Source organism: Moritella sp. 36 (assembly GCF_018219415.1).
Lineage (GTDB): Bacteria > Pseudomonadota > Gammaproteobacteria > Enterobacterales > Moritellaceae > Moritella.
Genome location: NZ_CP056120.1, coordinates 4,585,863 through 4,601,040, shown reverse-complemented (window position 1 = coordinate 4,601,040; position 15,178 = coordinate 4,585,863). Strand labels below are relative to the sequence as shown.

The window sequence follows — 15,178 nt, the reverse complement described above, 5'->3', positions numbered from 1 at the left end:
AGTGAGTAATAAAGATCATGAAAAATCCAGTATTAACGTGTGCTAATACTGGATTTTTTTAAGTTATGTATTTATAAAGCGTTTCGTTACTTACTACTTGCGCCAAACTCCCCATTCCCCTGTCGTTCCTGGTTCTTCACCTTTTGTCCACCAATGCGCAGTCCAGGTTGAACCGTTATGAGTGACTTTGTCTCCGCGAACATAGATGGTATCAGCTTGCCAGTCACTGTCATTTATCGCATCGCTTACCACGGTAACAGTACGTTTATTCGTTATGATCTGTTGATTATCTTGACCGTAGGTTAAGGTGTAAGTTAACTCGTATTTACCTACAACATCGGTATTTACCTCTCCCGCGACAGTGATGTTACTGGTGAGATCGCCTTGGGTTGGATGGTTTGCTGTAACCCCTTGCATTGGATCAAACTGACTCCCAATAACAATCGTGGTATCTGTGATACCTTCAACGCTTGGTAATACTTCGTATACCGTTACCTTACGTACTTGGTTTTCTGTTTTATCATGACTGCTGACGCTGTACGTTAATAGATATTCACCGACTTGATTAGTATCAACATGACCTGATATCTCTATATTACCTGTGATGTCATCACCCAGGTAATCTTTAGCGGTAATTCCTGTTAAAGGATTAAAGCTAGCATTAAGTTCGATGCGTGTATCGACAATACCAGCCAAGGTTGGTGTCATATCGACGACTGGCGGTAATTGATTATGAATAAAATTGCCGTAATCTTTAATAAACTTCTGATTATAACTATTGTTCGCTGAGTCTGTACCCATATCCCAGTTTACGGACCAGGTCATGACACCACGCAGTGGCTGTCCTTGTGCTTTTAAACGATCAAACGCACGATATAAATCTTGAGGATCTTTGACATAACCAGTGGCTGCGGCATCATTACTCGAAGGTAGTCCAAACACTAGTTTATCATGTGGGATCTTGTAGAAATTACGCGTGCCGTTAATGAGAGAGTCAGCAATATAGTAAATAAAATCTTCTTTTAACTCGTCATTATTTTGTGCTATCCAGCCCACGCCTTCAATCCAGAGACCATCGCCACCCTGATTATAGAATTGTGGGTTAATAAAATCATAATAACCATCGAGCTCGGTCAGATAAGGTGTATATGCACCATTTGCAGTTAAGTATGGAAATTCGGGCGCCATGGTGATCATAAAGTTGTCTCCGGTTTTACGGTAATGATCTTTCACCATTTTTAATGCGGTCGGGATAACAAACTGATTATCTTTCGCCGTAATCGCAGCTTGCTCTAAGTCGATATCGAGACCATCAAAACCATAACGATCTGTAAGACGAATAATCTCTGCTGCGAGTGCATTTTCATCACCACGAGTTAACTCGATATGTGCATCTGCACCACCAAGGGCGAGTAGTACACTGCGTCCCTGACTGTTAAGGGTATTGATCTGCTCGATAAACTCAGCTTCACTCATACCTATCGTTAGGTCTAGCTTAAAGGTTGGGATTCGACCTTCTGCGGTATCATAAACTTTCATAAATGAAATGTTGACTACATTGTATTGTGGGTTGACTTCACTGAGGTCAATACAAGGGGCGTTACCTCCCTTATAACCACCACCGTCACACCAGTTGTGCCAGTAACCAACGACCACATTGTCGTCCTGTGAAGTGATCGTCCCTGCAATACCTGCTGTTGAAAATAAGCCGGTAAATATTGCCGCCGAAAGTATAGGTTTTAGCTTCATAATATTCCCCAAATTAACGCTGTTGACGCAATGAAATATCCTATCTCATTGTTAAAACTGATATTAAACTACAATAAAATGTATAGTGATTACGGGGTGTTTGTACATAGTACTTTTTTTAATGGTCGAAAAAAGAATGCCTATAGCAATGATGAATAAAAATTATATGCAGAATCAGGATAAATGGTCTATATGAAAGGTGTTATTCACACTGTGATGTTAAGCTGTTGTTTTTAAGGTGTTTTTTGGCGTTCGGTATTGTGCGAATATTTTTCTTAGTGTTTTTCGTTTATTTTTATAACGTGTTTTAGATATTCATCGGTAATGTGAGACGGGGAATGCAGATAAGTAGGGTGGTTATTATAGAGGTAATACCAGTTGAGTTTAGGCGTATAATAAAAAACCCAAGACGAGTAAATCGCTTGGGTTTTTTGATATTTAATGAGGTTAACTCTTATTTAGAGCAAGTTTAGAATCTATTTCGCGTTTTTCGCTTTTAGATCTAATTTCTTCTCTAGATAATGGATGTTAGTGCCACCATTCTGGAAGTTTTCATCACTTAAAATGTCTAAATGTAATGGGATATTAGTCTTAATACCATCAATCACCATCTCGCTTAATGCATTGCGCATTCTTGAGATTGCAACGTCACGATTCTCACCGTAAGTAATTAACTTACCGATCATTGAATCGTAGTGTGGTGGTACTTTATAACCCGCATATACATGTGACTCCCAACGTACGCCATAACCGCCAGCGGCATGGAAACGTTTGATCAGACCTGGACTTGGAATAAAGCTTTCCGGATCTTCAGCGTTAATGCGACATTCAATTGAGTGACCTGTTAAACGCACTTCATCTTGGGATACTGACAGCGGCATGCCCGCTGCAATACGTAACTGAGCTTTGATTAAATCAATGCCTGTTACCATTTCTGTTACGGTATGCTCAACTTGAATACGGGTATTCATTTCGATGAAGTAGAATTCGCCATTCTCATACAAGAATTCAAAAGTACCGGCACCACGGTAGTTAATATCAACACAAGCACGACTACAACGCTCACCAATGTGACGGCGTAGGTCTGCTGTAATACCTGGTGCAGGTGCTTCTTCAACTACTTTTTGGTGACGACGTTGTAGTGAACAATCACGCTCACCAAGGTAGATTGCGTTACCCTGACCGTCAGCTAGTACTTGGATCTCGATGTGACGTGGGTTTTCTAGGAATTTCTCCATGTATACCATGTCATTACCGAAGAACGAACCTGCTTCATTACGTGTGAGTGCAATAGAATCAAGTAATTCAGACTCTTCACGTACAACACGCATACCACGACCGCCACCGCCACCGGCTGCTTTAATAATGATTGGGTAACCGATACGCTTAGCAATTTTCTTATTTCGTTGTGCGTCAGTGTCAAGTGGACCATCAGAACCAGGCACGCAAGGTACTCCAGCTTTTTTCATTGCCGCAATCGCAGACACTTTATCGCCCATTAGACGAATAGTTTCAGCTTTAGGGCCGATGAAAATAAAACCAGAATGTTCAACCTGTTCAGCAAAATCAGCGTTTTCAGCTAAGAAACCATAACCAGGGTGAACAGCAACTGCTCCCGTGATCTCTGCTGCGCTTAAGATTGCAGGCACATTTAGGTAACTGTCTACTGCTGCTGGCTTACCAATACAAACCGTTTCGTCAGCAAGTAATACATGCTTAAGTTCACGATCTGCTGTTGAGTGAACAGCAACTGTTTTAATGCCTAATTCTTTACAAGCACGAAGAATACGTAGTGCGATTTCGCCGCGATTGGCGATAACAACTTTATCCAACATTGTAAACTCCGTTGTTATTCAATGATGAAAAGTGGTTCATCAAACTCAATAGCTTGACCATCTGTTGCTAGAATAGCTTTTACTACACCGGCTTTATCTGATTCGATTTGATTCATCATTTTCATTGCTTCTAGGATACACAGTGTATCGCCAACCTGAACTTTTTGACCAATTGCTACAAACGGTGCTGCACCAGGAGATGCTGCATTATAGAAAGTACCAACCATCGGAGAGCGAACTTGATGTCCTGCCACTTCTGCTGGAGCTGCAACTTCTGCTGTCGCAGGAGTCGGCGCCGCCACAGGAGCTACAGGAGCGGGTGCTGCCGCTGCTGCTGCCGTGTATTGTACTTGTGGTGCCACGCTGCTAAAACGATTGATTCGAACTGACTCTTCGCCTTCAGAAATCTCTAATTCTGCAATGCCAGATTCTTCAACAAGTTCAATCAGTTTTTTAATTTTACGGATATCCATAATAATCTCTTTCTTATTTGTTGTTAGTTTGCTTTAGCTGTTTGACAGCAGAAAGCAGTGCAAATTCATAGCCATCAGCACCTAATCCACAAATAACGCCTTTGGCGACATCTGACAGATAAGAGTGATGACGAAATTGTTCTCGTGCGTGTACATTAGAGAGGTGTACTTCGATGAAGGGGATTGAAACCCCTAATAATGCATCTCTAATTGCGACACTTGTATGCGTATATGCAGCTGGGTTGATAATGATAAAATCAGTATTTCCCATTGCCGCATGAATATGATTAATGAGCTCGTGTTCTGCGTTAGACTGTTCGTGGCGCAGAGCAATATCGTGCTGAGTTGCAACATCGTTTAAATGTTCTACAATGTCATTAAGTGTTTGATAGCCGTAAGTCTCAGGTTCTCTTTTACCTAAAAGATTTAGATTCGGTCCGTTGAGTAACAATATTCTTAGTTTGTTCGACATATTGCTTCCATTGTCTGGTAAAATGACGCTAACGTCGATAAGAACGTTGTCTTTGCTAGCTCTTCTGAAAACCTCAATCGTAAATAAATATAAAGTACGATTGTTGCTAATTCACTACACACTATATGATTTTCGTAGAATATAACAGCATTTAACTGGTCTTATCTGATATTTTATTAAAGTTTACACTCTAAGTTTTATCTCGCTCACATTGCTTATTTAAGGGAGGGGAGGCCGGTTATTGATGCGATTATCTATAATTTTGATCGAGTAACAGTTTGATCAGCTAGAATAATTTGTGCATGACTTATTTAACGGTGTAAATAGGGCATGATGCAGAGATGATTGAATATGAATACTGAGGTTGTTCGTTGGTATCAGAAATAAAAAATCGATGTAACAAGGCGAGGGTTACACCGATAAGTTGATTATGATCGCTAGCGAATTAGTGATAGGGCTAGCGCTGATGGTCGTTATGCGTTTTGCTTTTCGGTTATTAGAGTATCAACAACGCTTGGATCTGCTAGCGTGGATGTATCTCCTAACGAATCAGTATCATTGGTTGCTACCTTTCGCAGAATACGACGCATGATCTTTCCTGAACGTGTCTTTGGTAATGCGTCTGTCCAATGTAACGTATCTGGTGTAGCAATCGCACCAATTTCGCTACGTACCCATTGTTTTACTTCGGCCATTAATGCGTCATCCGCTTTTTCTCCGGCATTCAGTGTGACGTATGCGTAAATACCTTGTCCTTTAATATCGTGTGGCACTCCGACGACAGCTGCTTCTGCAATTTTACTGTGTGCAACTAATGCACTTTCAATTTCTGCGGTGCCCATACGGTGACCTGAGACATTCAGGACATCATCTACACGGCCTGTGATCCAGTAATAACCGTCAGCATCACGTTTGGCACCATCACCCGTGCAGTACATGTTCGGGAATGTTGAAAAATAAGCTTCTTCAAAACGACTTTCGTCACCATAAATACCGCGCATTTGTCCTGGCCAAGAATCTAAGATGACTAAGTTACCTTCATTTTCGCCTTCTAATAAGTGACCTTCATTGTCGACCAACGCAGGGCTAATGCCAAAGAATGGGCGTGTTGCAGAGCCTGGTTTTAGTGCCGTAGCGCCAGGTAGAGGGGTAATTAAGATCCCGCCAGTTTCTGTTTGCCACCAAGTATCAACAATCGGTGTTGATGAGTTGCCAATCTTGTCGTAATACCATTGCCATGCTTCTGGATTGATCGGTTCACCCACCGAACCCATTAGTCGAAGCGAGGTACGTTTAGTGTCAGTAATGGCATCATCGCCTTTGGCCATCAGTGCCCGAATTGCAGTCGGTGCAGTATAAAGTGTGGTGACTTGGTGTTTATCAATAACCTGACTCATGCGGGCAGTATCAGGATAGTTTGGAACACCTTCAAATAATACCGTGGTAGCGGCATTCGCAAGCGGCCCATACACCAAATAACTGTGACCCGTGATCCAACCTACATCGGCAGTACACCAGAATACGTCATTGTCTTGGTGATCAAAGACGTACTTAAAGGTCATAGTTGCATAAACAAGGTAGCCACCTGTGGTATGCAATACACCTTTGGGTTTACCAGTTGAACCTGAAGTATAAAGGATGAATAATGGGTCTTCGGCGTTCATCGCTTCAGGTTCGCATTCGCTTGGCTGGTCTTTTACGACATCATGCCACCATAGGTCGCGCCCCTCATGCCAAGTAATATCTGCGTTGGTTCGTGCAAATACGATGACATTTTCAACGCTGGTTACTTGTGGTTTGGCTAAGGCATTATCAACGCAATCCTTGAGGCGGGTGATACGTCCTGCACGTAGACTTTCATCGGCGGTGATCACTAATTTAGCCCCGCAGTTATCAATACGATCGGCCAGTGCTTCAGCAGAGAAGCCTGCAAATACAATCGTGTGTACTGCACCAATACGTGTACAAGCAAGCATTGCGATAGCGGCTTCTGGCACCATTGGCATATACAGGCAAACTACGTCACCTTTTTTAATGCCTTGGGCTTTTAATGCATTTGAAAACTGACAGACTTTTTCATAGACTTCTTGATAAGTAAGTTTTGCTGAATCTTTGGGATCATCGCCTTCCCAAATGATTGCGGTTTTGTTGGCGTTATCTTTTAAGTGACGATCAAGACAGTTAGCTGAGACATTGAGCTTACCGTCTTGGAACCATTTAATATCGACACTACCAGGTTGGAAACTGGTGCTTTTGACTTGGCTATAAGGCTTGATCCAATCAACTATTTGCCCTTGTTCACGCCAGAATGCTTCCGGGTCGGTAATTGAATGCTTATACATAGCTTGATAAGCACTGTCATTTAATAAACTGTTTTGCGCAAATTCAGCTGGTACCGGATATAGTTTAGTGTCGCTCATTATTCTTCCTTAATGGTATTTAATTCCTTTTTATTTTGGATGTTATATCGCTATGTCGCTTGCGGTTATGCACATCTCTTGTGAATAAAAATGACACGGCGGTAAACTTCTATCAATACGACTTTAGTATTAGCACTGAGTTTTTGTGATAGTTTGACTTATATAGTTAATATGTGATTTTAAAAATGTTACTTCACGCAACTTTTTAATTTATTTTTCTTAATGATTTATTCATGATAAAAGCGCAAGATAGCTGCACTTATTACAGTGTTATTTACTAATAATTAGAGGGTTAACATGCCATACTCACTGCCATCTACCTTATGGATGGGTTTATATTACCTTGGATTCTTTGGTGTCTATGGTGTTCTGCTGCCATTTTGGGCGTTGTGGTTAAAAGGCGAAGGTATGTCTACTGAGATGATCGGGACTATGCTTGCTTTTGCCTTGATAGCACGTTCTGCAGGTGCTTTATTGTTAACCCGTAATTTAACGACAACGGTTTCATTATTGCAGGCGATGCGCCGCTTAACGCTAACCAGTATTATTACCTTTGCTGGTTTTTACTTGAGCAATAATGTGTATGTGGTTTTTCTGCTGGTGGTGCTCACCAACTTTGTCTTTTCACCGTTAATGGCGTTAGGTGAAGCGATGGCGGCAAAGCTCGTTCGCTATAGTAATATGGATTACGGCAAGACGCGCTTGTGGGGCTCAATAGGCTTTATGCTTGCGAGTGCTCTGACAGGATTACTTGTTGAATCATTTGATCATAAAGTTATTTTATTAACCATTATTGTTGGCTTATCAGCATTATTATTATTAACGGTGACCCCTACGCGTAATATGCCGCAAGATACTACGACTAGTAGTAAGCGTAGCAGTAGTTTTATTACTATTTTAAGTCGTCCAAGTTTTTGGCCATTTTTGTTAATTACTGCATTATTGCAAGGCGCACATGCTGCCTATTATGGCTTTGGTGCAGTGTATTGGCAGGACATTGGTATTAGCGAAACCTACATTGGTTATTTTTGGAGTATGGGCGTTGTCGGTGAGATCTTCTTTTTAGCGATTGGCCGTCGATTGTTTGCCAATACGAGTATGGCGACGATGTTTGTGATTGCGGCATTAGGCAGTATTGTGCGTTGGTTAACGTTAAGTTATGCGACGGATGTGAGTGTCATTATGTTGTCGCAATTATTACATGGTGTGACCTTTGGTATCGCGCATTTGGCGGCGATGCGTTATATAGCTGAAAATGTTGCAGATGAAGACACCATGACAGTGCAAGCTATTTATGCGGCTATTCCGTTTAGTTTGGCTATTGCGCTGCTGACGTTTGTATCGGGTTTATTCTATCCAGAGTTTAAAGAAAATATCTTTATCTTCATGGCGATTGCAGTGGTGCCGGTATTCGTTTTGGTTCGTAGTAAGTATATTTAACGCTCGCTAAGTAAGTCTAAATATATTTATAGCAATGATAAATTTGGCTTTGACCATGACCATAAACAGATAATGCAGTATCTGTTTATGGTTGGCTGTATTTTTGAAATGGTTAATTAGTTACGTTTAATATCGAGTAACTGTTTGGTAAATTCTGCAAACCCGAAACCACCGGGTTGGCTCATGACTATTTTGGGATGATGACTGAGCTTGTGCCAATATTTTTCTATGTTCGCGACACCGACAGTCTTCGGCAGTGCTTCAAACATCAATTGATCATTCATTGAATCACCAACGTAACAAGATTGATTTAAAATGGCTTGTGGTGATAAGCCTTTTTCGGCCAAAAATTGTAACGATGTCGCTTTCTTCGAATGTTCGCCATACCATGCATTAATATGAATTGAGCTGGCTGTTGCATGTGCGCCTAATGCATGGATTTTAGCAACAACTTCAGCAATAATATCGTCATCAACACGCGCTCTATTCTGGCCAATATCAATCGCGACTTCACATAATCGATATGACTGATCGAGCGTTAAATTTAGATCTGGATAATCCGCTAAAATCGCTTTTACTTGCTGTTTTAATATTGCTTGTTGTTGGGCAATATCATCCATAGAACGATTGGCCCGTAGGGTTAAATAACCATTTTCCTTTTCCATAATGAACGCGCCATTTTCACCAAGCACGGCATCAACAGGCCATAGCTGAGCTATATGATCACACCAACCCGCGCAGGCGCCTGTTACGGCAACTACTTTTATACCTGCTTGCTGTAATTCAGCCAGTGAAATTAAGGTTTCTGGTGGTAACTTTCCTTGCCAAGTAAGCGTGTCATCCACATCAGTTAGCACCCATTCCACATGTTTCCAGTCTGGCGTTAATTCGTTTGGTACCGAATTCATTTTATACATCCTTCATAATTAGAGTAAATTCGGCAAAAACATCACCAAGCTTTCTGAATAAGTTAAAATCATTAACACCGTGAGTAATGCAAGTAATAGCGGTAAAACCTCACGGACAAAGTCGATCATTTTTACTTTTAAAATAGAACAAACTGTAAACATCATCGAACCAAATGGCGGTGTTACACCACCTATCATAATATTAACGATCACGATGATACCGAAATGTACGGGGTTAACACCAAGGTTAAGTACCGCTGGCAGCAATAGTGGGGTCAGAATAATCATGGCTGCACCACCTTCAATGAACATACCGACAACTAATAGCAGTACATTTATTAATAACAATAAAACTAGCTTGTTATCGGTGAGCTCAATCAAAGCCGATGCCACATTTTGTGGTATTTGTTCTAACGTCATGTAGTAGCCAAATACCATCGCACCAATGATGATAAACATGACACTACTGGTGCCCTGTACCGTTTCTTGCAAGATATATTTGAAATGACGGAGCTTTAAGACTCGATAAACAAATAAGCCAATGATAGAACAAAGTAATACCGCTATTGCGCCAGCTTCAGTTGGGGTAAATAAACCAAAACGCATGCCTAAAATAATGCCGAAAGGAATACATAATGCAGGAATAGCTTGAGCGAAACAGTGTAAACGTTCTTTAGCGGGAGCTGGAACTGAACGTGAAGGTTTGTAATTACGACGTCGAGCAATAAAAGCGATTGTTACCATCAGCGATAACGCCATCATGAATGCGGGCACATAACCGGCAATGAACATCTGGTGAACTGATACGTTCGCTAGTAATGCGTAGATAATCAAGTTAATACCGGGCGGGATCACTGGACTAATACTGGATGATGCAGCGGTTACAGCGGCTGTAAATGGTAAATCGTATCCACGCTTGGTCATCTCTGGGGCTAAGATTTTGGATTGCATGGCGGCATCCGCATTCGCTGAGCCTGAAATGCCACCCATTAAAGTACTTAACGCGACATTAACGTGAGCGAGACCACCCGTTTTATGGCCAATCAGCGAATCTGCGAAGGCCAGTAGGCTGCGGCTAATACCCGCGTAATTCATCACGGATCCAACCATAATAAAAAAGGGAATTGCCAATAGTGGAAACGATTCAGTCGACGAGATAAAGCGTTGCATTACTAAGCTAACGGGAATTGAATCATTGATAAATAAAAAGTACACCATTGCTGATGATATCAACGAGAAGGCAATGGGAATATTTAATAAGAATAATAGAAATAAAATAATAATAGGAATATAGCTTTCCACAATTGTCACCTATTTACGTGTATCTAATCGCTTCTCTCGAAGCTGTGTTACATCATCTTTAATAAACTTCACTGTGTGAATCGTCATTAAAGAAAAACAAAGAAATAGCACACCGTTTATCGTGAAATAAGACATTCCCATCACCGGTGTTACCTTGTTAGATAGCATCATGTAGTCGTAACTTAGGTAAGCCATAAGTACGTTGATTACCAGTAAAAAGCTCGATACAACAAGCCTAAACGGACATTTCATCGACTCTGGTAATAATGATACAACGACGTCAACACCCATATGCAGTTTGTGTTTGTAACATGAGCTAATGCCTAGGTAGACTGCCCAAATAAAACAAATAACCGAGAGTTCTTCACTCCACGGAACCACAAAACCAAAACCATAGCGTAAGAACACATTGATAATAACGACAAGTATCGTGATAGAAATAGCAATGGATGCCAGTATTTCTTCAATATTTTTTAGTATAAAGCGCATTACTTCTCCTGTGATTTACTGAAACAGCGAGTAAACCAACAATAAACGTGACTACTCAACAATGAGCAGAGAAGTCACGCGATAACTATTTATTATTTTTACTTACATTATTCGCGATTATTGAGCGGCGCGAATTTTTTCTAGTTCTTTCATGATAGTGCTATGAATATCGTTACTCCATGCTGGGAACTGGTTATAAACATCAGCGGTCAATTGAGTAAATTCAGCGGTATTTACACTATTAAATGTAACGCCTAATTCTTCAAGTTTCTGTGTATATTCTGCATCTAGTTTAATCAGCTCTGCGGTATTCGACGCAGCACCGGCTTCAAGTTCTTCCGCCACGATTCGCTGTTGTTCTGGCGTGAATTTATCCCATAATGTTGGAGAGATGTAGATGCCGACTGTGCCTAAGAAGTGCTTAGTCAGAGACATATTCTTCGCAACTTCATAAATCTTAGTTGAATACATAGTTAAGATAGAACCTTCCAGTCCATCAACCACACCTTGTTGAACACCTGCATAGGTTTCAGGGAAAGGCAGTGCCGCAGGTGATGCGCCCATCGAATCAAGCGTGCTAATGAATAACTGACTGCCTGGAACGCGAATACGCATGCCCTTCATATCCGCTGCATTTTTGATTTCTTTGTTGGTGATCATATGACGGAAGCCAAACATGTAATCAGCGCTCAGTACTTTAATGCCTTTTTGTTCAACTTGGTCTTTTAGGTCGGCAACGAAGTCGGTTTGCATCATGGCCAGATATTCGTCATATGAGTTGTAAAGCATAGGGCCAGCGAGTGCGGCAAAGTCAGGCACGTAATCGCCTAAGTAGCTAAGATCTTCAACCGCGATCCAGTTAGCACCATTGACTACTTGTTCAAGATTGTCTTTGTAAACAGGCAGCTGACCACCAGGGAAGACTTTTATATTTATAGAACCATCGGAACGTTGTCTAATTTTATCGCTCACTTTAATTAATTCTTGGGTAAGCAGTTCGTTTTGAGTGAAGACTAAACTCATATTGATATCAATCGGTTTGATTGCTGTAGCGGAAACCGATTCATCACCTTGTTTACCACAACCGACGAGAAGTACTGCGGCTGTTAGCATTGTTCCTACTAGCTTTTTCATTTATTAAACCCTCTTTATCAATATGATTAGATTTCATTATTCAAGACTGTCTGTATAAACTCGCCTTGGAGTATTTCTTAAGTCTAAGTGAACAATGTTACATTCATATGAACATGCAGGTTGATCGTGTGAATCATACTTAACTATCTATATATTTATTAATTGCGCCTTGGTTATTAATGTGTTGCAGCGCCTGTTCTATTTTCATATTTCTGTAACTTTAACCTTTTATAGTGATTGGATATTCAAATGAACATTTATCGGGTAGTCATATGATCACAGGTCACCGTGGTGCGGCAGCGCTAGCACCAGAGAATACGCTTGCCAGCATTCAAAAAGCAGCTGAGTCAGGCATTAAATGGATCGAAATAGATACACAGTTAAGTGCAGACAATATCCCTGTCATTATTCATGACCAAACTGTGCAGCGTTGTACCAATGGCAAGGGGTTAGTCGGAGAGCTGACGCTTGCTGAGCTTAAAGGGTTAGATGCAGGTAGTTGGTTTGCAAGTGAATTTACAGGTGAAACCATACCGACATTAAAAGAAGCACTGCTTGTTTGCCAAGAAAATGACTTGAATATGAATCTTGAAATAAAGATTTATAGCGAGGATGAAATAAAATCTTTGGTGGAAAGGGTTGTCGAAACGGTAAAAGTGCTGAATTTCCCTATCGATAAATTGCTATTTTCAAGCTTCTCTCAGACCGCGTTAAAGCACTGCCAAGCCTTATACCCTGGAGTACGACGCGGTTTTATTACAAAAAATAAACCATCGGATATGCTGGTGTCGATTAAGCCGCTTGCGCTGTATAGTCTGCATATCGATCATCGCATACTAAATGAAACTTTGGCCGAATCGATTAAAGAGGCTGGGTTAACCTTAATGATTTGGACCCTAAACGATCCCAAGCAAATTGATAAATATACGGCATGGGGTGTTGATAACATTATTACAGATAAGCCCCACAAGTTTAATAGGTAGTTTTATGGAATTAAACCAACGTCAGCAACAAATATTACAGCGCTTAAAGCAAGTTGAGGGGATTCAAATTGATGAGCTAGCGGCTTATTTTGATGTCACCACTCAAACAATACGCCGAGACGTAAATCAGTTATGCGAACAAGGGATTGCACGGCGGATACACGGTGGTGTCAGTTTACCTGCTTTGCTCACTAATACGACTTATCAATTTCGTGCTGATGTTGAAACAGGGATTAAAGATAAGCTCGCAAAAGAAGTTGCGAATGCTATTCCTGATGGCTCTACGGTGATGATGGGAATAGGTACAACGATTACACGTATTGCGCATTACCTGCTACATAAAAAATCGCTACGTGTTATCACCAATAATTTGCAAGTGGCTCGAATTTTAGAGTTAAACAAATATGCTGAAGTCTATATTGCGGGAGGGCTGTTCAGAAGTGAACATCAAGATATCGTCGGTAATAGTGTATTAGCATTTTTCGGTGGTTTTGAAGCGGATATAGGTATTGTCAGTTGTGGCTCTATTACTAAAAGTCAGGCTGCGATGGAGCATGAAACCCAAGAAGCCGAGCTGTCTCGTTGTATTTTGGATAACGCTCGCCAAGGTTGGCTCGTTGCTGATACCAGTAAATGGTCTCGCTTTGCATCCGTTAAGGTGAGAAAATTGAATGAGTTTGATCGTATATACACCAATAAAACAGGGCTACCAGCCGAGTTACCAATTCATGTGATAGAAAATGAATCGCGGTAACTCTTGCTCGCTGATTTATTGGGTAATAAATGTTTTTGTCATGGGTGGGTAACATAGTCCCGCCACTGCACAACCTTGGTAATGAATCGTTATTTTACTCGCTGGTGCTAACGTTGAAACGGGGACTGACAACATCAATTCATATTCGAAAATTTCGACATCACCAAAATACTCATCATGATAGTCTTTACCTTCTGGTAGCCCGACTATCGTGTGCTCATTACCGTTTATTGTTACGCGCAGCTTATTCTTATATAAATAATAGCCCTCGGTAATTTGCCAGAATACATTTAAGTTGTCGGCTTGTTGCAGCTGAGAAAAAACAAATGCATCTTCGACGGGTAAAAATGCAGGGGCGCTCTGTTGTTTATTTGCAAATGGACTAACATTAATATTTGCATACACTGGCATTACGCTTTGGATCACAAAGCTACTTGCGAGTAATAGGGTTAATTTTACTTTCATTTTTCCAACTTTATTACGTTTTAGTTGTCTTAATTGTGACGTCAGTTACTTAGCATTATGGACTATCTACTAGACTAGAGCTTGAAAACTAGGTTGATTACCCCTATGTTACTTTATATTCTGATCGTTTTGTGCGGATTTTTAGATAACTTAGTGACAAATATATACTCAGCTAAGTCGTCTACTATAACTATATTTTTGAGAGGTTAATGTGTTAGGTCGTTTATTTTTCTTATTTACTGCGATGACATTAATCGAAGTGTATGTACTGATGTCGATAGGTTCGTTATTAGGTGCAGAGCTGACGATTGGTATTATTATTTTAACGGCGTTTGCTGGTTCGTATTTGGTGCGGAGCCAAGGCATACAAACGGTGCAAAAATTACAAGCGCGTTTAGCTGCAGGTGAAGCACCTGGACAAGAAATAGTAGAAGGCATTATGCTGCTGGTATGTGGTGTGCTACTTGTAACACCGGGCTTTGTTACTGATGCGTTAGGTTTATTGGTGCTTACACCACAAATTCGTGGTCGTTTAGCCAAAGCGATTATTGCCCAATACAAAGATCGTATTATTCCACAACCGACGTTTACGGGTAATGCGCAAGGTTTCCATTATTCGTCACACTCGTCAACACACTCGTCGCCATTTCAACAACAGCCAGGTGCTGATAATAAGTCCAAAAATGACGGTGTTATTGAAGGTGATTTTGTTGAAGTAGACAAAGATGACAACAAGCTTAATTAATAAGCGATA

14 protein-coding genes are annotated in these 15,178 nt (G+C 40.8%); 4 read left to right on the top strand and 10 right to left on the bottom strand.

Annotated elements, in window-relative coordinates; translation table 11 throughout:
• Positions 1–93: 93 nt before the first annotated feature.
• The 5 genes from HWV03_RS20450 to acs all read right to left on the bottom strand — a co-directional run bounded on the left by HWV03_RS20450 (position 94) and on the right by acs (position 6,949).
• Positions 94–1,749 carry an immunoglobulin-like domain-containing protein gene (locus HWV03_RS20450; protein WP_211677713.1) on the bottom strand — a complete coding sequence of 552 codons (1,656 nt, stop codon included), beginning with the start codon at positions 1,747–1,749 and terminating at the stop codon, positions 94–96.
• Between the two features lie 476 nt (positions 1,750–2,225).
• A complete protein-coding gene (accC, locus tag HWV03_RS20445) occupies positions 2,226–3,584 on the bottom strand; it encodes an acetyl-CoA carboxylase biotin carboxylase subunit (RefSeq protein WP_211677712.1) in 1,359 nt (452 codons plus the stop codon).
• Positions 3,585–3,598: 14 nt separating this feature from the next.
• Positions 3,599–4,057, bottom strand: coding sequence for an acetyl-CoA carboxylase biotin carboxyl carrier protein (gene accB, locus HWV03_RS20440; protein WP_211677711.1), 459 nt, complete (start codon positions 4,055–4,057; stop codon positions 3,599–3,601).
• Positions 4,058–4,070: 13 nt separating this feature from the next.
• On the bottom strand, positions 4,071–4,529 hold the full coding sequence (gene aroQ / locus HWV03_RS20435) for a type II 3-dehydroquinate dehydratase (protein WP_211677710.1): 459 nt from the start codon (positions 4,527–4,529) through the stop codon (positions 4,071–4,073).
• Positions 4,530–5,002: 473 nt separating this feature from the next.
• Positions 5,003–6,949: an acetate--CoA ligase gene (gene acs / locus HWV03_RS20430; protein WP_211677709.1), complete on the bottom strand. Its 1,947-nt coding sequence runs from the start codon at positions 6,947–6,949 to the stop codon at positions 5,003–5,005.
• 297 nt (positions 6,950–7,246) lie between these two features.
• Here acs and HWV03_RS20425 point away from each other — a divergent pair, with 297 nt between their 5' ends.
• On the top strand, positions 7,247–8,389 hold the full coding sequence (locus HWV03_RS20425; RefSeq protein WP_211677708.1) for a 3-phenylpropionate MFS transporter: 1,143 nt from the start codon (positions 7,247–7,249) through the stop codon (positions 8,387–8,389).
• Between the two features lie 116 nt (positions 8,390–8,505).
• On the opposite strand, the gene HWV03_RS20420 is transcribed toward HWV03_RS20425, so the two are convergent.
• From HWV03_RS20420 to HWV03_RS20405, 4 genes are all read right to left on the bottom strand, one after another.
• Complete coding sequence (locus HWV03_RS20420) at positions 8,506–9,297, bottom strand: HAD-IIB family hydrolase (RefSeq protein WP_211677707.1); 792 nt, start codon at positions 9,295–9,297, stop codon at positions 8,506–8,508.
• Between the two features lie 18 nt (positions 9,298–9,315).
• Positions 9,316–10,599 (bottom strand): TRAP transporter large permease, encoded by a 1,284-nt coding sequence (locus tag HWV03_RS20415; RefSeq protein ID WP_211677706.1) that lies wholly within the window; start codon positions 10,597–10,599, stop codon positions 9,316–9,318.
• Positions 10,600–10,608: 9 nt separating this feature from the next.
• A complete protein-coding gene (locus HWV03_RS20410) occupies positions 10,609–11,088 on the bottom strand; it encodes a TRAP transporter small permease (RefSeq protein WP_211677705.1) in 480 nt (159 codons plus the stop codon).
• A gap of 117 nt (positions 11,089–11,205) precedes the next feature.
• Complete coding sequence (locus tag HWV03_RS20405; RefSeq protein ID WP_211677704.1) at positions 11,206–12,222, bottom strand: C4-dicarboxylate TRAP transporter substrate-binding protein; 1,017 nt, start codon at positions 12,220–12,222, stop codon at positions 11,206–11,208.
• A 272-nt stretch (positions 12,223–12,494) separates the two neighbouring features.
• Between HWV03_RS20405 and HWV03_RS20400 the strand changes: the two genes are divergently transcribed.
• A complete protein-coding gene (locus HWV03_RS20400; RefSeq protein ID WP_211677703.1) occupies positions 12,495–13,205 on the top strand; it encodes a glycerophosphoryl diester phosphodiesterase in 711 nt (236 codons plus the stop codon).
• Positions 13,206–13,209: 4 nt separating this feature from the next.
• Positions 13,210–13,959, top strand: a complete 750-nt coding sequence (locus HWV03_RS20395) for a DeoR/GlpR family DNA-binding transcription regulator (RefSeq protein WP_211677702.1) — start codon at positions 13,210–13,212, stop codon at positions 13,957–13,959.
• Positions 13,960–13,974: 15 nt separating this feature from the next.
• On the opposite strand, the gene HWV03_RS20390 is transcribed toward HWV03_RS20395, so the two are convergent.
• Entirely contained in the window at positions 13,975–14,424 is a 450-nt protein-coding gene (locus HWV03_RS20390) for a protein-disulfide reductase DsbD domain-containing protein (RefSeq protein WP_211677701.1), read from the bottom strand.
• Between the two features lie 211 nt (positions 14,425–14,635).
• Between HWV03_RS20390 and HWV03_RS20385 the strand changes: the two genes are divergently transcribed.
• Positions 14,636–15,169 carry an FxsA family protein gene (locus HWV03_RS20385; protein WP_211677700.1) on the top strand — a complete coding sequence of 178 codons (534 nt, stop codon included), beginning with the start codon at positions 14,636–14,638 and terminating at the stop codon, positions 15,167–15,169.
• Positions 15,170–15,178: the final 9 nt, after the last annotated feature.